Annotated in this window: 17 protein-coding genes; 10 read left to right on the forward strand and 7 right to left on the reverse strand. The window is 66.5% G+C overall.

Annotated features, from left to right (window positions below):
• The first annotated feature begins 205 nt into the window (after positions 1-205).
• From E6J58_02285 to E6J58_02305, 5 genes are all read left to right on the forward strand, one after another.
• Positions 206-571, forward strand: coding sequence for a hypothetical protein (locus tag E6J58_02285; GenBank protein TMB41988.1), 366 nt, complete (start codon positions 206-208; stop codon positions 569-571).
• Between the two features lie 239 nt (positions 572-810).
• Positions 811-3465 (forward strand): hypothetical protein, encoded by a 2655-nt coding sequence (locus E6J58_02290; protein ID TMB41989.1) that lies wholly within the window; start codon positions 811-813, stop codon positions 3463-3465.
• Complete coding sequence (locus E6J58_02295; protein ID TMB41990.1) at positions 3462-4760, forward strand: hypothetical protein; 1299 nt, start codon at positions 3462-3464, stop codon at positions 4758-4760. Before E6J58_02290 ends, E6J58_02295 begins: the two co-directional genes overlap by 4 nt.
• A 129-nt stretch (positions 4761-4889) precedes the next feature.
• Positions 4890-5927, forward strand: coding sequence for an AI-2E family transporter (locus E6J58_02300; protein TMB41991.1), 1038 nt, complete (start codon positions 4890-4892; stop codon positions 5925-5927).
• A gap of 59 nt (positions 5928-5986) precedes the next feature.
• Positions 5987-6904 (forward strand): hypothetical protein, encoded by a 918-nt coding sequence (locus tag E6J58_02305; GenBank protein ID TMB41992.1) that lies wholly within the window; start codon positions 5987-5989, stop codon positions 6902-6904.
• Between the two features lie 6 nt (positions 6905-6910).
• Here the strand turns inward: E6J58_02305 and E6J58_02310 are convergent, their stop codons facing one another.
• The 4 genes from E6J58_02310 to E6J58_02325 are packed head-to-tail and all read right to left on the reverse strand — an operon-like array spanning position 6911 to position 11688.
• Positions 6911-8689: a serine/threonine protein kinase gene (locus tag E6J58_02310; protein TMB41993.1), complete on the reverse strand. Its 1779-nt coding sequence runs from the start codon at positions 8687-8689 to the stop codon at positions 6911-6913.
• A complete protein-coding gene (locus E6J58_02315; protein TMB41994.1) occupies positions 8690-9511 on the reverse strand; it encodes a carbohydrate ABC transporter permease in 822 nt (273 codons plus the stop codon).
• On the reverse strand, positions 9508-10386 hold the full coding sequence (locus E6J58_02320) for a sugar ABC transporter permease (protein ID TMB41995.1): 879 nt from the start codon (positions 10384-10386) through the stop codon (positions 9508-9510). Before E6J58_02320 ends, E6J58_02315 begins: the two co-directional genes overlap by 4 nt.
• The gene (locus tag E6J58_02325) at positions 10387-11688 is read right to left on the reverse strand and encodes an extracellular solute-binding protein (GenBank protein ID TMB41996.1); all 1302 of its coding nucleotides are present in this window, start codon (positions 11686-11688) and stop codon (positions 10387-10389) included. It lies immediately after the preceding gene.
• A gap of 77 nt (positions 11689-11765) precedes the next feature.
• Between E6J58_02325 and E6J58_02330 the strand changes: the two genes are divergently transcribed.
• Positions 11766-12734 carry a phosphoesterase gene (locus E6J58_02330; protein ID TMB41997.1) on the forward strand — a complete coding sequence of 323 codons (969 nt, stop codon included), beginning with the start codon at positions 11766-11768 and terminating at the stop codon, positions 12732-12734.
• A gap of 63 nt (positions 12735-12797) precedes the next feature.
• Positions 12798-13238: a hypothetical protein gene (locus E6J58_02335; GenBank protein TMB41998.1), complete on the forward strand. Its 441-nt coding sequence runs from the start codon at positions 12798-12800 to the stop codon at positions 13236-13238.
• An 11-nt stretch (positions 13239-13249) separates the two neighbouring features.
• Here the strand turns inward: E6J58_02335 and E6J58_02340 are convergent, their stop codons facing one another.
• From E6J58_02340 to E6J58_02350, 3 genes are read right to left on the reverse strand one after another with little or no spacing between them, the layout of a single operon-like run.
• Entirely contained in the window at positions 13250-14446 is a 1197-nt protein-coding gene (locus tag E6J58_02340) for a hypothetical protein (protein TMB41999.1), read from the reverse strand.
• 12 nt (positions 14447-14458) lie between these two features.
• Positions 14459-14974, reverse strand: coding sequence for a YceI family protein (locus tag E6J58_02345; protein ID TMB42000.1), 516 nt, complete (start codon positions 14972-14974; stop codon positions 14459-14461).
• 37 nt (positions 14975-15011) lie between these two features.
• Positions 15012-15350 carry a hypothetical protein gene (locus tag E6J58_02350; protein TMB42001.1) on the reverse strand — a complete coding sequence of 113 codons (339 nt, stop codon included), beginning with the start codon at positions 15348-15350 and terminating at the stop codon, positions 15012-15014.
• Between the two features lie 83 nt (positions 15351-15433).
• On the opposite strand from E6J58_02350, the gene E6J58_02355 reads away from it, so the two are divergent.
• The 3 genes from E6J58_02355 to E6J58_02365 form a co-directional block, all read left to right on the forward strand.
• Complete coding sequence (locus E6J58_02355) at positions 15434-15703, forward strand: hypothetical protein (GenBank protein ID TMB42002.1); 270 nt, start codon at positions 15434-15436, stop codon at positions 15701-15703.
• Positions 15693-16172 (forward strand): hypothetical protein, encoded by a 480-nt coding sequence (locus E6J58_02360; GenBank protein ID TMB42003.1) that lies wholly within the window; start codon positions 15693-15695, stop codon positions 16170-16172. Before E6J58_02355 ends, E6J58_02360 begins: the two co-directional genes overlap by 11 nt.
• A 279-nt stretch (positions 16173-16451) precedes the next feature.
• Positions 16452-18581 (forward strand): hypothetical protein (locus E6J58_02365; protein ID TMB42004.1); only part of this gene is annotated, 2130 nt, incomplete at its 3' end.

The raw sequence follows: 18581 nt of genomic DNA on the forward strand, positions 1-18581 counted from the left end.
GTTACGTTCTGCCCCTTGGCTTGCTGTGCTGCCTCCGAGATCAATTTGTGCAGCCGCGTGATCTCAGCCCTCAACTCTGTCTGGTCCAACGGGTCCCCCCCGGTGCGGTTGTCGCAGACCAGTGGGCTACCACGCAAATGGGGGTACGGTCTGTCAGAGCCGTAGGTCGATTCGCGGCTTCTTTTCGACGCGCTATGCTGTTCCGATGAATGCACGCGCGGTCCTTGCGCTCGTCGTGCTTGCCTGCGTATCGCCGCGCGACGGTGGCGCGCGCGAGGAATCGCCAAGCGTCGTTGCCCCCACCGGCGATGCGGGAGCCGCCGAGGACACGCCCTGCCAGAAAGACGCGGACTGCGGATTTACGAGGGTTGCGCCGGGCGCGTGCTGCCCGATGCTCTGCACCCCCCGCGCCGTCACGCGGAAGCGGGCCGAGGAGCTCGAGGCCCGGATTCCGACCTGCTCAGGCAAAGCGGGATCCTGTCCGCAGCCGCTCTGCCGTCCGCCGCTGCAGAACGTCGCTCCGGTCTGTGACGCAGGGCGCTGCGTGACGCGGGCGACTCCCGCGGACTGAGCTCGCAGATTTTTCCGCTGGGTCGTGCCCGGCCCTCGAAGGTATCCTTCCTGCAGTCGGAGGTGACGCGCTTCTGGTCCAGGCGCGGCGATCGCGGAGGGGAAAGCTCGATGAAGCGAGGCGGGTTCGTCCTTTTGCTGGCACTTGTGTGGGCTGGCGCCGCTGTAAGAGCGGAGATTGAAGGTGGTGTCGCGGACGACCCGCGCGGAAGGCAGGCGGCGCGCGCGATCGAGGAGGGCGTGCGCACGTCCGAGGATCGCCTGCGGATCCTGGAGACCGCGCGGTTGGAGGCACGGCGGTGGGGTCTGTCGAACGCCGCCGAAGGACCGGTCCAGGCCGCACGCGCGCCCGGCAATGCCTGGGTGAACCTCGGCCCTTCCAGCGCGAACTTCGAGACGAACGGAGTCACCTATCACAAGGTCGACTCCGGCCGCCCGCGCACGATCCTGGTGCACCCGACGAATCCCGACGTCGTCTACCTGGCCACTTCGGGCGGGGGCGTGTGGAAGACGTTCGACGCGACGGCCGCCATCGGCGCGACCAACGGGCCGCACTGGATGCCGATCACCGAGACGCTCGGCTCGCTCTCCATCGGAGCGATCGCGATGAGCCCCGGAAACCCCGACAGCCTTCTCCTCGGCCTCGGCGACCCGTTCGACGTGCAGGTCCCCGGGTTCTTTCATTCCGACGATGGCGGCGCGACGTGGCAGGGACCCGTCGTCCTTTCCGGGACGTATCCCGGTTTTCTCCCGCTGACGGCGACGTCGGTGCGCGAGATCGCGTACGACGCCACCGGTGACGTGGTGCTCGCCGCAACGGACGTAGGACTCTTCCGTTCCGTCGAGGGCGGCGTCGGCACCGGATGGTCGCTGCTCGACGTAGACGTCGCGCACAATCCGCAGATTTTCTGGAGCGTGGCGCGCGTGGGGGAACAGGTCTGGGTGGCCACCTCGCAGGATGGAATCGACGGGAGTGGAAAGGTCTGGCGCAGCGTGGACGACGGCGCCAGCTGGGCCAAGATCGGCGGCTTCAGCGACGTGAGCCGCATGACCGTGGCGGCGTCGCCGGGCGATCTCGGAGACGCGGCGACGGCGCGCGTCTACATACTCGCGGAGAACGGCGCGCGAACGGCCCAGAAAGACGTGTTCCGCTCGGACGATGGCGGTCAGACCTGGTCGAGCCTGGCGGTGAACTCGAGCCGCGCGCCGGTGAACCCGAACGCCGATCAGTCCGATCTGGACGTGATGCATGGCCAGGCCTTCTACAACCAGATGATCGCCGTCGACCCGCAGAACCACAACCGCTTGCTGGTCGGAGGCAATCTGTGCCTGGTGCGAAGCCTCGACGGAGGCGTCACCTGGGCGGTGATGGCCGATTGGCTCCCACAATTCGTCTCGATGGGCGACGACACGTACGTGCACGCGGACTACCACGCGGCGGCGATCTCATACGCAGGCGGATCGATGCGGTTCTACGCTGGAACCGATGGGGGCATCTTCCGCGGCACCGATGTCTTCACCGCCGCCAACGGCAATGCGCACTTCGAGGATCGGATGAACCGCGGCATCGTCTCGCACCTGATCTACACGGTGGCCACGGCCGCGGAACGGGCCGACACCGCGAGCTGCCACGTGCCCGCGGCGACGGCGGACATCGTCTTCGGCGGGTTCCAGGACAACGGCGCGCGGCTTCGTGTCCTGCCTGGCTCCGGAGATCCGACGGTCTTCAACCAGATCGCGGGCGGCGATGGTTTCGGCGTCGGGGTGGGGTGCGCATCGACCGGCGACCAGGCCGGATCGCTTCTGATCGAGACGTACGTCAGCCAGGTCAACCTGTCGCTGGACGGCGGCGCCAATTTCAGCTCCGCCATGACCGGCATCGGCATCAATCTCGACCCGCAATACACGTTCGTCATGAAGATCGCGACCGACATCACGGACACCAACGGAAGAACGTTTCTCACTCCGCTCACGGAGGCGGGCACGCAGCTCGGTCACGTCTATCGGACGACCGATGGAGCTTCGAGCTGGAGCTCGATCAACGGCACCATCACTTGCGCCAACTCCCGTAACGGCTGCACCAACACCACCAGCGCCTTCCCCCTGCCGCTGATGAATGCGGCCACGAATCCGAGAGTGGCGAGCGCGTACGCAGCGGTCAGCTTGTCCCGCGCTTATGTGACCACGAATGGAGGCGCGAGCTGGAACGAGACGGTGAGGGTGTACCCGGACAACTCCGGAAACTGCGTGCAGCCGAGCAGCATCGCGTTCGATCCCGGCGACGCCACCGGCAACACCGTCTGGGTCAGCTCGAAGGGGACGCGCACCAGCACGGTCTGCACCTCGACCACCATCCCGATCCCCGACACCGTCGGCCATCTCTTCAAGAGCACCAACGCGCACGCGCTGGGCAGCTCGAGCTGGACGGCGGTGCATGGCTCCGGAGCGGGCGCGCTCCCGAACGTCCCCATCAACGTCGTGAAGGTCGACCCCGGAGACAACCAGACCATCTACGTCGGTACGGAAGTCGGCCTTTACCGCTCGATCGACGGTGGCGCGAACTGGTCACGCTACGGAACCGGATTGCCGCTGGTCAGCGTCACCGACGTCTCCATCGCCTTCGATGGAAGCTCCGTGCGCATCGCCACGTACGGCCGCGGTTTCTGGGAGATCTACCCGAGGAGTGGAGGTTCGCCGGCAGGCATCGCCGGCAACGGCGACTTCAACTTCGACCAGCTCATCGACGGGATCGACCTGGTCCGCGAGGCGGCAGCGCTGCTCACCACCAATGCCGACGCCGACTACACCGCCATCGGCAACCTGACGGGCACCACCAACTCCATCGACGCGAACGACTTCGCCGCGCTCGCTGCGAAGCTGGGAGGAAGGCCATGAACGCGCCACGCGCTTTGAGTGCCGCGCTCTTCCTGCTGGCAGCGTGCTCGACGAACGGCGGGGGCGGCACGCAGAACACTCCTCCTCCGGTGATCAACTCATTCACGGCCGATGCTTCCACGGTGTCTCCGGGGCAGTCGACGACGTTGCGCTGGTCGCTCACGAATGCGACCTCGATCTCCATTGACCACGGCGTCGGCGCCGTCACGGGAAATTCGGTGGTCGTGCAACCGATCGACACGACGACCTACCTGCTCACCGCGACGAATGCGGGCGGGACCGCGACCTCCTCCATAACGGTGACCGTTCGCGCGCGGGCACCCGCGATCGCGAGCTTCGCCGGCAGCCCCGCTACGATCGGCATCGGCAGCTCTTCGACGCTGTCCTGGAGCGTCAGCAATGCCACTTCGCTGACCATCGACCACGGCGTCGGCGCGGTCGCCGGCACTTCGACCGTCGTGACGCCCTCGGTCACCACGACGTACACTTTGACCGCGACGGGGCTCGGCGGCACGGTCACCGCGACGACGACGGTCACCGTGATTCCTGCGCCGGTGATCTCCAGCTTCAAGGGCAGCCCGGCATCCGTCGCCGTCGGAGTGTCGTCCACGCTGTCGTGGACCGTGAGCAATGCCACTTCGCTCTCGATCGATCAGGGAGTTGGGCTGGTGACCGGGCTGACTTCGGTCTCGGTATCTCCGCGGGTCGACACAACCTACGTGCTCACCGCCACTGGATTGGGCGGCGTCACGACGAGCTCGACCACCGTCACCGTGCACGCGGCGTCACTCCACGTCCAGTACGACGACCCGGCCGCGGGCGGGAAGCTCAGGCTGGTGCGCAATGCCGCTTCCACCGCCACGCACCTCGTGCTCGATCTGCAGGTCGGCTCGAACGCGCTGAGCGGCTTCGGCATCGCGCTGACGCTCCCGATGGATCCCGCCATGGTGACGTTCGTTCCGGCGACGGGCCTCGTCCTCAATGCATCCGTGCTCGACGCCGGCAGCTCTCCCGCGACGGCGGCAGCGGCGGTCCCATCCGCCGGACCGCTGCAGAACATGCTGGTCGTCGGTGTCGCCCGTAAGAAGCAGGCGGCGACGGACGGCGACGTCACCCTGTCGGCCGGCGCCACGGTGTTCAGCATCGTCGTCGACTTGAATGGGTCAGCGCCGGGGCAGATCTTCAGCGGCAGCAACCTGGGCACCGCAGCTCGCGCTGCGCTCCTGAACAAGGCGGGGGCGGAGGTCGTCTCCATCGCTGACTTTGCCATCGGCGACCTCAGCCTCGCGCTGTAGCACCATCCGGGTCATCGCCAGGCGGCCAGCGCAGAAGTGATCGCGCCGCTTGCGGACCTGTTCGTTGCAGGCCAATGACGATCACGCGCGCTCGCGCGCAGCGCCGGAAGCGCGTACGCAACTGCGCGCGTGGAATCCATCGCCGAGCGCAAACGCGCCGTGCAGGTCGGCCTGATCGTCCTCGCCAGCGCCGCTGCGCTCGCGGCGCTCTGGCTCGCGCGCGAGATCGTACTGCTCGCGTTCCTCGGCGTGCTCATCGGGGTGGTCTTCTCGTTCCCTGTCGGCTGGCTCTCGCGCGTCATGTCGCGCGGCATGGCGCTGCTCCTCGTGCTGGTTGGGCTGGTCGGAGCGGCGGTCGGCATCGCGGCGCTCGCGGCGCCGACGTTGGAGAAGGAGATCGACCAGTTGCGCGAGAGCGCGCCGCGCGCGATCCAGAAGGCGCAAGGCTGGGTCCGCCGCGTCCAGTCGGCCACCGGCGGGAGCCAGGACAAGGGCGGCGGAACGGCGCAGAAAGCGCCCGAAGTCGCGGCGAAGGTGGGAGAGAAGGCTGTGCCGGCGGTCGTCGCCGTCGTATCCGGCGTCACGAGCATCATCCTCGTCATCGTGCTCGGCGCCTTCCTCGTCTACCAGCCCGAGGTGTACCGCCGCGGAGTCCGGCTGATGGTTCCGCGGGAGCATGAGGCCGTGTTCGACGAGGCGTGGCGGCGCACGAGCCAGGGGCTGCGCAAATGGGTAGGCGGCATCGTCGTCTCGATGACCCTGATGGGAACGCTCACGGCCGTCGCGCTCTCGCTGGTGGGAATCGAAGAGTGGCTGCTCCTCGGCGTCCTCACCTTCCTCGGCACTTTCGTACCGTACGTAGGGGCCGTCGCCAGCGCCGTACCCGGTCTGCTGGCGGGACTTGCGCAGTCGCCGCGGCACTTCGCGCTCGCGGGGGCGGTCTACGTCGGCGTCCACCTCGTCGAGGGATATCTGGTGGAGCCCCTGGTGATGAAACGAGCGGTCGAGATCCGCCCTGCCCTGATGCTCGTCGGCCAAGGGGTGTTCGGCGCCGTCTTCGGTCTGATGGGGATCGTGGTGGCGACTCCGATGTTGGTCTGTGCCCAGGTCCTGATCCAGTACCTCTGGATCGAGCGCCGCCTGGGCAAGGAACGCTTCGGGGACTGACGGGCGTATACTCGCTCGCTACATCCTGATGGGCCTGCTGGCCCGCATCGAGGTGCGTCATGAGGGGGAAGACGTCGTCGTGTGCGGTTGCGTCTTTGGCGCTCTTGCTCGCGTTGCCGTCCAGCGGATTTGCCCAGGGGAAGATCCGCGTTGCGGTGTGGGAGTTCGAGAACCACGCCGGAAGCCAGCACTGGTATTCCAATCAGCTCGGTCCCGCGGCACGCAACCAGATCGATACCGAGTTCTCCGAGAACCAGCTGCTCTCCGCGAAGTTCAGCGTGGTGGAGCGCGACAAGCTCAACCTCGTGCTCAAGGAGCAAGGGCTGGCGACGGCCGGTGCCGTCGATCCCACGACGGCCGCCAAAGTCGGAAAGCTCCTCGGCGTCCAGTACGTGGTGATGGGCGGGATCGACAAGTTCAACATCGACGTCACCAAGGCCGCCGTCGGCCCCTTCAGCGTCGGTGGCCACATGGTGCAGTCGTTCGCCACCATCAGCCTCCGATTCGTCGACACCACGACCGCGGAGCGCGTGGTGTCGATCTCCGCGGATGGCGACGTGAAGTCGGGCGGGGGCTTTCTCAAAGGCACCAGCCTGACCCGCGACAGCGAGTGGGGCATCGCCAGCGAGACGATCCAGAAGGCAGCAAAGGCGGTGGTGGGAAAGCTGGGATCCGGCGACTACCTCTCCCGCATCGCGTCGGCTGCGGCACCCGCGGGAGGACTGCAGGGGAAGGTCATCAAGGTCGAAGGCACCAAGGCCTGGATCAACCTCGGCGCCTTGTCGGGGATCAAGGTGGGCGACCGGTTCATGGTCTTCACCGTCGGCGAAGCGCTGATCGATCCGGATACGGGCGCAAAGCTCGGCGCCGATCAGAAACAAACCGGAGATGGCGCGGTGGTCGAGGTGCAGAGCAAGTACGCCGTCATCAACTTCACCGGCGCGGCGAAGCCGAAGGACACCATCCGCAAGCAATAGGCGCGTTCAGCGGCGCTGGTTGGCGACGAAAGCCTGCAGCCTCTCGGCAACCTCGCCGGCGACCAGGCGCGCCTTCTCTGCGACCCGCTCGCTTCCGAAGCTGGGGTCGTAGCTGAGCGTCGTCGGCGCGGGCATCGCGACCGCCTCGCTGCTCTGGACCGCCTCGCCGCTGACATCGATGGAGTACGTCCGCACCGCGAACTGGAGGTCCGGCGTGACGCGGCCCTGGACCGCGGCGATTCTGGCGGCGATGCCGATGTCGGCCCGCGCTGCGCTCCGCACGCTGGCGAAGCGCGCCTTCTGTAGCTCGTCGTCCAGCGCCGTCCGGAGCGCGGAACAGACTTCCTGGGCGCCCGCACACTGGAAGAACACCGCGATGCGCCGTGGAACCGCTGCCGGCGGCGGCGATTCGCGATCGGGTTTCGTCGCCTTCGCGACGGTGCGCTCCGGCGCCGCACGGGTCTGTCCGCTGGATCGCTGTGCCGCGGGCGGTATGTCAGAGGGCTGCTGCTTGGTCGATGGCGGTGGCTGTTGCGCCGATGGGGGTAGCGGCTGTGCCGACGGAGGCGGCTTCTGTTCGGCGGCCTCTACGGGCGCGGCCGGCGCGGGCACGGGCATCGCTTTTCGCGGTTGGGGGGTGCTCGACCAGCGGGACCCGGAGAGAGCCAGCACGACGATCGCGACCGCGACCGCCGCGCCCGCTCCGACGATGACGACCGGTGCGATGCCTCGAGGCCGCGGCGCGGGATGCGCGACCGTGTGGGCCGTCTGCGGAAGCGTGGCACCGCGCGCGGGTGTCATAGCGGGATTGCTGCGACGAGCCGCCGGGGCCTTGGCGCTGGTCGTCCCCTGACGATCGCCGACGGGCGGGAGCTCGAGGCTGATGCCCAGCCCTTCCATGCATCCGAGCAGCGCGTCGTGCAGCTCGGACATCGTCTGGTACCTGTCGTCGGGATTCTTCTCCAGCGTCTTGAGGATGATCTCCTCCAGCTCCGCCGGAATCTCCGGAGCGATCGCGCGCGGCCGCGGCGGCGGTTCCCTCAGGTGGGCTGCGAGGATCCTGCCGAACGAGGGGCCGGCCTCGGCGAAGGGCTGCTTCCCCGTCATCATCTGGAACATGGTGACGCCGAGAGAATAGATGTCGCTGCGGGCATCGATGGTCGATTCGCCTGCCGCCTGCTCCGGCGACATGTACGCGGGGGTTCCCATCACCGTGCCGGTCTGCGTCAGGTGCGCGTTCGGCGAGTCCGTCAGCTTGGCGATGCCGAAGTCCACGAGCTTGACGAAATCGGCGCGGCCGCTGCGATCGATGAGGAACACGTTGTCGGGCTTGAAGTCGCGGTGGACGATTCCGCGCTCATGCGCGGCCTGCAGCGCGCGGCAGCACTGGAGGAGGATCGGTCCCACCCGCTCCAGCGGAAGAGGGGTTCCCGCCTCGACCAGAGCCTGCAGCGCCCGGCCATGGAGGAACTCCATCACGAAATAGTGGCGCCTGCCGTCGGCAACGTTGAAGTCGAGGATGCTGACGATGTTCTCGTGGCCGATGACGTTGACTGCCTTGGCCTCGTTGAAGAAGCGCTCGACGATCCGCTCGTCGGCATCGAACCGGGGATGGAGCATCTTGATGGCGACTTTCGAGCCGATGGCGGGATGCTCGCCCATGTAGACCGAGCCCATTCCTCCTTCGCCAAGCAGCTTGATCACACGCCAGGATCCGACGACGCGTCCGATCATCTCGTCGCGCGCGGTCTCGGTCGTGTCCGGCATCGCCGCAGGATACTGCATTCAGCCCTTGAGCGCTCCCGACATGCCGGCCACGTAGTGCTCGACGAAGAAGAAGTAGAGCACCACCACCGGAAGGCTGCCGAGCAAAGCGCCCGCCATCAGCGGCCCCCATTGGTAGATGTCGCCGCGCACAAGCTCGGTCGCGAGCCCCACCGGAACGGTCTTGTGCCCCGGCGAAGACATGAAGACGAGGGCGTACAGATACTCGTTCCAGGAGAGCGTGAAGCAAAAGATGATCGCGGAGATCAAACCGGGGATGCTCAGCGGCAGGATGATCTCGAAGACGATGCGGAGCCGGCTCGCACCGTCGACCATGGCCGCCTCCTCCAGCTCGCGCGGAATCGTTTTCAGGTAGCCGACGAGGAGCCAGGTGCAGAAGGGGACCAGAAAGGTCGAATAGACGGGCACCAGCGCCCAGAGGCGATCGAACCAGCCCAGCTTCAGCATCACCTCCGCGAGGGGAATGAAGAGGATGGCGGGCGGGATCAGGTACGCCAGATAGATGCCGAGGCTGACGGTTTCGGCGCCGCGGAACCCGAGGCGGGCGAGAGCGACGGCGGCGAAGAAGCTGACGCAGACGCTGAGGGCCGTCGCCGCGGCGGCGACCGCCATGGTGTTCCAGAACCAGCGCGGATAGCTGGTCGCCGAGAGCAGGTATCGGACGTGATCGAGCGTAGGGCGCGAGACCCAGAACGGATTCGCGGCGACGCTGACCAGCTCGTCGTTCGGCTTGATGGAGGTGAGCACCATCCAATAGAAGGGAAAGAGCAGGAACAGCGCGAAGGCCAGGAGCGGCAGCCAGATGGAGAGGACCCGCTTCATTCCTGCCTCCGCAGCGCGTCGAGCGCGCCCCAGCCGAGCAGCGCCAGGAGTGGCAGCGTGAAGCCGGCGATCGCCGCGCCCTCTCCGAGCGCGCCACCGGGAATCGCGCGCTGGTACGCAAGCGTGACGAAGAGGTGCGTCGCGTTGGCCGGCCCTCCGCGCGTAATGGTCCAGATGAGCTGGAAATCGGTGAAGGTGAAGATGGCCGAGAAGATCGTCAGGATGGTGGTGAGCGGCAGCAGCAGCACCCAGGTGATCCGCCAGAAGATCTGCCAGTCGCCGGCGCCGTCGATGGCCGCCGCCTCGTGCAGCTCCTTGGGGATCGCCTGCAGACCGGCGAGGTAGCCCACGGTGAAGAACGGTATTCCACGCCACACGTTCGCCACCATCAACGAGCCGCGCGCGAGCCAGGCGTGGCCGAGGAAGTCCACCCGGTGATCGAGCAGCCCGACCTTCACCAGCGCCCAGCTGATGAAGCTGAATTGCGGGTCCAGGATCCACCACCAGGCGAATGCCGAGAGCACCGTCGGCACCACGTAAGGTAGCAGCAGCACTGACCGCCAGAAGCGATATCCCGCAAACCGCTGGTTGAGGATCAGCGCCAGCGCGAGGCCGAGAGCGAGCTTGAACACCACCGTCACCAGCGTGTAGAGCGCGGTATTCAGCGCGGTGATGCGGAACACCGGATCGGTGATCAGGTAGCGGTAGTTCTCGAGCCCGATGAACGCTCCCGGGTCGCCGATGGAGGCGTCCTTGAACCCAAGCAGCACGCCGAGCGCCAGCGGGAACGCGAGCAGGCCGCCGAGCAGCACTGCCGCGGGGCCGAGCAGCAACGTGGGCAGGAGCGGTCCGCGATCGAGGGACAGCCGCGGCATCTACCCGCGGTAGATCCGCCGCAGCCGGTTCTCGGCCCGCGCCGCAGCGTCCTTCGCGCTCATCCCGTTGACGGTGGCGTCGGCGAACATGTCGAGGACGATGAATTCCGCGAGCGCCGCGGCAGCTTGCTGCCCGGGCTCGCCGGCGTAACCGTTGTGCTGCATGCGCGCGATCCCGTCGCGGAACGGCGTCGCCTTCGGGTCTTTCGTCCAGACCGGCAGATCGCGGTAGTGCTTCAGCGCCGGCGTGACGTAGCCGTTCATCGCGTCGACCCAGGGGCCCGCTTGATCGGGTGAAAGCATGAACCGGATGTATTCCTTCGCCGCGTTGGGGAAGCGGGAATGCCGGAAGATGAAGGCCTGGCTGAAGTTGGCCAGCTCGGTGGGACGCCCCACCGACCCGATCGGAAACGGCGAGTGGTTGATGTCCTCGGCGATCTGCGGGAAGTCCTTCTTCGCCGCGTAGTAGATGCTGATCCCGTTGTTGGTGAGCGAGATCTCGCCGGCGAGGAAGGCGCGGTTGTTGTTCGGGTCCAGCCAGGAGGCGACGCCGGGCGCCATCTGCGCGTAGAGCTCCTTCGCGTATTCGATGGCGTCCAGACTGGGCTTCTGCGCGATGGCGATGGTCTTCGTGTCCTTCTCGACCGCCTTGCCGCCGAACGTCCAGAGCAGCCAGTGCGTCCAGTTGTTGCCGTCGCCCACCGCGTGACCGAGCGCGAAGCCCATCGGGTGGCCCTTGGTCTTCAGCGCCTTGGCGAGGTTCAGCAGGTCGGGCAGCGTCTTCGGGAACTGTTCGAACCCCGCCTCTTTCACCCAGCCGGTCCGATAGGTGAGGCATTGCACCGTGCCGCCGACGGGCACCGCGATCCAATGCTTCATCTTGTTGCTGTACCCGTAGGTGCGCGCGACGTCGTACCAGCCGCCGAGCTGCTTGCCGAGTCCCTCGGCGAGGTCGGTGACGTCGACCAGCTTCTGCGGATAGATGTGCGGATCGTCGTACCAGCCCATGATGATGTCCGGACCGCTGCCGAGGTTGGCGGCGAGAGCGGCCTTGGGCCGAACGTCCTCCCAGGTGATGTACTCGACGCTGACCGGAACGCCGGTGACTTCGGTGAACTTCTTCGTGTTGGCGTTCCACAGCTCCTCGTCGGATTTGACGAATCCCGACCAGCGCAAGAGACGGAGCGAAGCATCCTTCTCGGGCTTGAAGACGGGTTCGCTCTTGGCTCCCTGGGCGAGGGCGCTCCCTGCCGCAAGCCCCACTCCCCATTCCAGCACCGTGCGACGCGAAATCCTCGGCATGCGTTCCCCTTGAGGTCTCGGGCGGCGCATCATTGCGCTTCGCGACGAATTTGCGAAGCGCGAGGGTTCGTGCGGAGATGGACGGCACTTCGCGCATGGCCATGAAACAGGTCCTCGTCGCGGCACTGCTCCTGGGCTCCTGCACGCGCTCGTCGCGCGACGGGTGCGCGCACGGCAGCGGCGCCCTGGTCCCCCTCCTGCCAGGGCCGCGAACGATCAAGACGGTCTTCGTCATCGTGATGGAGAACAAGACCTGGGCAGAAATCCAGGGGAGGGCGTCGGCGCCGTACCTGAACTCGACGCTCCTGCCGGCGGCATCCTTCGCGACACAGTACTCGGACTCGGGACTGCACCCGAGTGAGCCCAACTATCTCTGGCTGGAAGGCGGAACCGATTACGGAATCCGGGACGACGACGACCCCGCGTCGCATCACCTTCCCAACCGGGATCACCTGGTCTCGTTGCTCACGCAGGCCGGTATCTCCTGGAAGGCCTACCAGGAAGGCATCGACGGGACGGACTGCCCGATCACGAGCCGCGGCCTGTACGCGGCGAAGCACAACCCGTTCGTGTTCTTCGACGACGTGACCGACGGGAACAATTCCCGCTCCGCCACGTGTATCGCGCACGTCCGCCCGCTGCAGGAGCTGGACGCAGATCTCGCGAACGGCTCGGTGGCGCGCTACAACTTCATCACCCCGGACCTCTGCAACGACATGCACAACTCATCGGGGTGCGCCACCACGGACTCCATCACGAACGGGGATCGCTGGCTCGCGGACTGGATTCCGCGCATCCGCCAGTCCAGCGCGTATCTCGACGGGGGCGCCATCTTCGTCACCTGGGACGAGAGCGAGGAGGGCGCTCATCCGATTGGGTTCGTCGTGCTCTCACCGGCTGCGAAAGGCGGCGGATATTCGAACGCCGTTCGGTATTCGCACAGCTCGACGTTGCGGAGCCTGCAGATCATCTTCGGTGTCGGTCCGCTGCTCTGCGACGCCGCGAACGCCGTGGACCTCAGCGACCTGTTCGTGACGTTCCCTTGACGAATCGCTGGACGTGCTCGCAGTGCCGGCTGAAATTTCGGCGAGTCGGAGCGAGGAAACGCCATGAACCCGCATGCCTGGCATTTGCGTCCCGTGTTCGTGCTTCTCGCGGCAAGCTGCGGCGGCAGCTCGTCGAGCGCGGTATCGAAGTTCATCGGGAACTGGGCCGCGACCGTGCATACGACCCGGACCTGCGGCGATTCGGTGGGACAGGGAGACTCCAGCGTCACCATCCAGCTCGCCGCCGGTTCGGGAGCGGACCTGGAGTCCACTTCGTCCGACGGCTGTGTCTTCAAGTTCCGCGTCAGCGGCGACACGGCAACGCTTTCGAATGCGCCGGTGAGCTGCAACGCCGCGGTCCCCAGCATCCCCGGGACGACGACGGTCAACGACTACACGCTCACGACCAGCGACGGGCATCATGCCACGCTGAGCAGCTCGGGCACGCTGGCGGAAAACACCGAGACTTGCACCTTCACGATCACTGGCTCAGCCACGAAGTAGCTGCGCGGGAATCACAGCCAGACGCGGAAGAAGTAGAAGACCCGTTCCCGCAGCTTCTGCCAGAAGCCGCGCTTGCGGAACTCGTCCGGGATGATGGCTTCGCAGAACTCGAGGTCGTCGCGGAACTTGTCCTCGAGCTGCCCGGCGACGCGGTCGTCCAGCACCTCCAGCGTCACCTCCCAGTTGTACAGAAGGCTGCGCGAATCGAGGTTGTACGAGCCCACCGTGCACCAGGTTCCATCGATGGAGATGGTCTTCGCGTGCAGCATCCCTGGTAGCCACTCGAAAATGCGGACGCCCGCCTTGAGCAGCGACGTCCACGTGTACCGGGAGGCGTCGTTGAGAAAAGGAATGTCGCTGTGGCGCGGCAACATCACCCGCACGTCGACGCCGCGCCGCGCGGCCCGCCTCAGCACCGAGCGGAGCGCGCGGTTCGGGATGAAGTAGGCGGCTTCCATCCAGATGCGCTCCTGCGCCAGCGAGATTGCGTGATGCAGGTGGTGCTGGACCAGACGCCGTCCGAGGAAGCGTCCCACTGCCAGGGCCTGCACCCGCGTGGTGGAACCGTGGATCGCCACGGGCTCCGGCAGTGGCCGACCTGGCGCCGCGAGCCCTTCGTCCCAGTTCTCCGGCTCCGCATACGTCCAGCCCTCCTCGAACAGCCGCTCGAGGTCGCGGAGCACGGGACCTTCGATCTGCGCGTTCACGTCGTTCCAGCCGCGGCCGCCCCAAGCTTTCGGGGCGTAGTCGTCGCCCAGGTTCATCCCGCCACAGAAGGCGACGCGGCCGTCGATGATCAAGAGCTTGCGGTGGTCGCGGACCTGCCAGCCCCAGCGCCGTCGCCAGGGACCGACGGGATGGAAGACCGAGAGCAGGACGCCGGCGGACCTCATCTTCGCGACGTCATCGCCGGAGAAGCCGAACGATCCGGCGCCGTCGATCACGCAGCGCACCCGCACGCCCTCCTGGGCCTTGATGCAGACCGCGTCGACGAAGCGGCGCCCGTTGGTATCGCTCGCCCAGATGTACATTTCGAGCAGGATCTCGCTGCGGGCGAGCGCGATGGCATCGAGCATCGCCGGATATGCGAGCGCGCCCCCGAACAGCCAGCGGATGCGGTGACCGGGCACCATCTGCCGCGGCGTCAGGCAGAGGCGCTCCAGTTCAGCGGCAGTCGAAGATGCCGGGGCGAGCAGGGCGGTATTCAAGGTGCCGCGATTCTATCCGCGGGACGTTCTGGCGGGGTCCTGGCGCAGCCCTGTGTCCAGCTCAATACGCGCGGCATCGTCCATTCCGGCGGGGAGCTGGAATCCGAACGAGCGCAAGTGCACGTCGATCACGCCGTGGGCGAAGGACATCGCATCGGTCCGGGTCATCGTGAACCGGAAGCGCCCGGGGCGCGAGACGTTGCCAAACACGAGCGTTCCCTCGAGGTCGAGCGCGGCATTCTTGCCGGACTTGGGCGCCGTGAGGAGAAAGACGATGTCGCCGTCGCGGGGCAGATTGCGATCCCGGCCGGCGTCGCCGCCGGTGAACGAGCGCAGAGGCACTCTCAGCTCGAGACGGAGCGACCCGTCGGCAAGCTCTTCGAGCTGGCCGGAGAGCCGGCTGGAAAAGGCGGAATACGGGTCGGCATCCAGCGTGATCAGCGCCTGGCCGGGCTCGACCACCCAGCGCCGCTCGGCGCGGGCCGAGCCCGCCGCGAGTATCAACGCCAGAGGAAGCGCTACCGCCATGCGGACATGATGCGCGGCGGCCCGGGGCGGATTCGCGTCAGCGACGGTTGAAATAGTTGAGGGCGATGGCGATGCCCTTCCGAAACGGCAAGGTCGCGCCATACAGCGCCAGCGCCCCCGTCACGAGTCCGATGCGATAAGTGGCGAGATCGCGCGGCGGCACCGTGATGAGCACGATGAACATGATGCCGGTCAGGAAGGCCGTGCTCAGGTACATGAAGCCGAGCGACTCGCCGCGCGGGTCGTAGGGCAGCGCGCAGCGCGGACACTCCTTATACTCAGTGTACGTCCACCAGCGCCGGAAGATGGGCCCGAGCCCGCAGCGCGGACACCTCATCTTCACCCCACGCCAGAAGATCTGACGCGCCTCGCTCACGCAGGCACACTACCTCGAACCGCCTTTCGCGGTCGGCGGGATGCATGACGCAAAACCCAAGCGCTTGGGTTATCATGTTTCAAGTGGACGCCAGGGAGATGGGTCGGCGAGGCGGTCTGAACAAGAGCGCGGCCAAGCGCGCAGCGGCGCGTCGCAACGGGGCACGCGGCGGGCGGCCGCGCGATGCGAACCTGCTTGCTCGCGAGGTCGCAGAGGTGTGCGCGCGCCTGGGCCCACAGCTTCCCGAGCTGGATCCCGGCGACCTGCGTCTGATCGTTCGCTGTCTTCTCTTGCCACCCGCGCGCCGTGCCGTGTTCCTCGTCCGGCGGAAGGACGGGCGTTATGTCTTCTGACATCTCGGAGAAGACGCTGGTCGCACTGGCCAAGGCGCTTCGTGCGGCGAAACTCGAGGCCATCATCATCGGCAATTCCGCGAGCATGCTGAATGGGGCGCCGGTGACGACCCAGGACATAGGCCTCCTCATCCGGGATACGAAGACGAATCGGCGGAAGCTCGCCCGATTCGTCGACGAGATCGGCGGGTCCGCTCCGATGCCGGTCTCCGAGCTGAGCAAGGTCGAATGGATCGAAGGCCGCCTCGCGGTGCCCGTCGAGATTCACTACGACCGCATCGCTGGCGGCCTGACGTTCTCATCCGTGCGGTCTCGCGCGCAGGTCGTCGTCGTCGGTGACCAGAAGCTCCTCGTTGCCTCCCTCGCCGACGTAATCCGCTCGAAACAAGCGGCTGGCCGGTCCAAGGACCACGCGGTGCTGCCGATCCTCCGGGATACGCTCGCCGTCAAGAGGAAGCTGGAAGGTTGAGCCTCACGCCATCCCGCCGAGGATCTACCGCGCACGCCACGACGGACAGTTTCCTCAATTGGGCAGACTACCTCAATTCCGTTGCGACCGACGGCGCCCAGCGCAAGCCCCAGCCGCGCTTCCGATGATAGGGGGCAGGCCCGGGACGCATTGATGGGAATTCCGGCTACCGACGATTCGCGATGCGTGCGCACGCAGGCCGCACGGCTTCGCTGAAGCGTATGACCCATCTATAGGCCGCCTGATCGCGGTCATTTGACTGTATTGCGGGATGGGACCATGGTCGAGAGACAGGGACCCATGGCCGGAAGAGCGAGCAGCAGTACGCCCGACGAGACGCCAGCGGGCGCCGTCCCTTCTCAGTGGCCAGTCTACGGCGGCCGATATGCCGTCGAGGCGGAGCTTGGACGCGGGGGGATGGGGCGCGTGCTGCGGGCGCGCGATCTGAAGCTCGGGCGCGCCATAGCACTCAAGGTGCTCGTCCCCGGAAAGCACGACGAACAGCAGCAGGTTCGTTTTGAACAGGAAGCGCGCGCGGCCGGCGCGCTCGATCATCCCAACATCGTCGCGGTGCACGACGTCGGGGGGCACGGGGACGAGGCCTACATTGTCACTGAGTTGCTCGAAGGCGAGACGCTTCGATTGGTGATGAAGAACGGACCGCTCGCCCCCGAAAAGGTGCTCGACCTGGGTACGCAGCTAGCCGATGGGCTCGCCGCCGCGCACCGGAAGGGTATCATCCACCGCGATCTAAAGCCGGAGAACCTCTTCCTCACCGAGGAGGGCCGGCTGAAGATCCTCGACTTCGGAATCGCCAAGCTACTGCCCGAGGCGACGGACGGTCCAGCGCGTTTTAGCACCGATACCGGCGCGGTGATCGGCACGCCGGTGTACATGTCGCCGGAGCAGATACGTGGGCATTCCGCCGACGCCCGCTCCGACGTGTTCGCTTGCGGGGCGATCCTGCACGAGATGTTGTCCGGCTCGCCGCCGTTTGCCCGCACCACCACGCTGGAGACGGCGTACGCAATCCTGCGCGATTCGCCCGCAGCGCGGCCCAACGGTCCGCTATCGCGGATCGCCGGCCGCTGTCTGGAGAAAGAGCCTGCGGCGCGTTATGCGAACGCCGGCGAGCTACTCGACGATTTCCATGCGCTCGCCAAGGGCGCGCGCATCACTGCCGGAATGGCCGGGCGTCGCCGCGTGACGGTGATCGTAGCGGTCGTGCTGATGTCGGCGCTCGCCCTCGCGCTGTTGGCTCGACGGTACATTCGCGAGCGCCAAGGAGCCGCACGTATCAAGATAGCCGTGGCCGACTTCACCAACGAGACGGACGACAAGGACTTGAGCGGCCTTTCCGGGATGCTGATTACATCGCTGGAGCAATCCAAGCGGCTCCACGTGCTCACCCGGGGTGCGATGTACGAGACGCTTAAACAAATGGGAAAGACGGACGTGCAACGCATCGATGAGCCGTTGGCGCGCGAGCTTGCCAGGCAGGTGCCGCTCGATGCGCTGGTCCTGGCTTCGATCCGGCGTTTCGGCGAAGTCTACGCGATCGACGTAAAGGTGCTCGATCCCAGCAAGAACGAATATCGGCTAGCCGCCAAGGATCAAGGGCGTGGCAAGGAGGGCGTCCCGGGCATGATCGATCAAGTGTCCGAGCATGTTCGCATAGGTCTCGGCGAGACGCCGCCGGATTTGAAGGCCGCGAGCGTGCCAGTGGCGCGCAGCACCACCGCGAATCTCGAGGCCTACCGGCATCTGTTCCGCGGCGAGCAGTTGGTCCTACGCGACCTGGACCCCGATGTCGCACGGCAAGAGTTCCGCCAGGCGATCGCGCTTGATCCCGACTTCGCGCTCGCGCACCTCCGTCTCTTTCAGCTCGGAGGTGTCGAATCCGAGTTGGACCTGACAAGGGCGCTGACCCTCGCCGACCGTTTGTCAGAGAAGGATCGGTGCAGCGCCCGCGCGGGCCTATCCCTCGTGCAGGGCCGCCAGGCGGAAGCGGTCGCGTTGCAGAAAGATTGCGCCGACCGGTTTCCGGACGATGAATGGATAGGCGGTGTCGCCGCCGACTGGAGTTACCACACCGGAGATGTCGAAACCGCGGCCGCGTACTTGGAGAAGCGCCTCACGGTCAATCCGGTCTTCACGGAAGGATTCTACGAGCTGATGGTTGCCTGGCAGCTGCGCGGGCGGTTCGATCGGATGTTGGCACTAACGAAGGAGTCCGTCAGGAAGCATCACACCCCGGTGGCTTATGGCTATCTCGTCTGGGCGTTTCTGGCGGCAGGCAATGGGAGCGCGGCTGAGGAAACCGTTCAGGAGATGGAGCGCCGGTTCCCTGGCGACTGGACAGCGGTCCGGATCCGACTCGGCGTTCATGCCCACGCGTGTGAGCCGGAA

This window comes from Deltaproteobacteria bacterium (assembly GCA_005879535.1).
Lineage (GTDB): Bacteria > Myxococcota > Myxococcia > Myxococcales > 40CM-4-68-19 > 40CM-4-68-19.

Excerpts from the sequence above, each read along its gene's own strand:
- E6J58_02285 (TMB41988.1), top strand. The coding sequence starts at position 206 with ATGAATGCACGCGCGGTCCTTGCGCTCGTCGTGCTTGCCTGCGTATCG.
- E6J58_02295 (TMB41990.1), top strand. The coding sequence starts at position 3,462 with ATGAACGCGCCACGCGCTTTGAGTGCCGCGCTCTTCCTGCTGGCAGCG.
- E6J58_02305 (TMB41992.1), top strand. The coding sequence starts at position 5,987 with ATGAGGGGGAAGACGTCGTCGTGTGCGGTTGCGTCTTTGGCGCTCTTG.
- E6J58_02310 (TMB41993.1), bottom strand. The coding sequence starts at position 8,689 with ATGCAGTATCCTGCGGCGATGCCGGACACGACCGAGACCGCGCGCGAC.
- E6J58_02315 (TMB41994.1), bottom strand. The coding sequence starts at position 9,511 with ATGAAGCGGGTCCTCTCCATCTGGCTGCCGCTCCTGGCCTTCGCGCTG.
- E6J58_02320 (TMB41995.1), bottom strand. The coding sequence starts at position 10,386 with ATGCCGCGGCTGTCCCTCGATCGCGGACCGCTCCTGCCCACGTTGCTG.
- E6J58_02325 (TMB41996.1), bottom strand. The coding sequence starts at position 11,688 with ATGCCGAGGATTTCGCGTCGCACGGTGCTGGAATGGGGAGTGGGGCTT.
- E6J58_02330 (TMB41997.1), top strand. The coding sequence starts at position 11,766 with ATGGACGGCACTTCGCGCATGGCCATGAAACAGGTCCTCGTCGCGGCA.
- E6J58_02335 (TMB41998.1), top strand. The coding sequence starts at position 12,798 with ATGAACCCGCATGCCTGGCATTTGCGTCCCGTGTTCGTGCTTCTCGCG.
- E6J58_02345 (TMB42000.1), bottom strand. The coding sequence starts at position 14,974 with ATGGCGGTAGCGCTTCCTCTGGCGTTGATACTCGCGGCGGGCTCGGCC.
- E6J58_02360 (TMB42003.1), top strand. The coding sequence starts at position 15,693 with ATGTCTTCTGACATCTCGGAGAAGACGCTGGTCGCACTGGCCAAGGCG.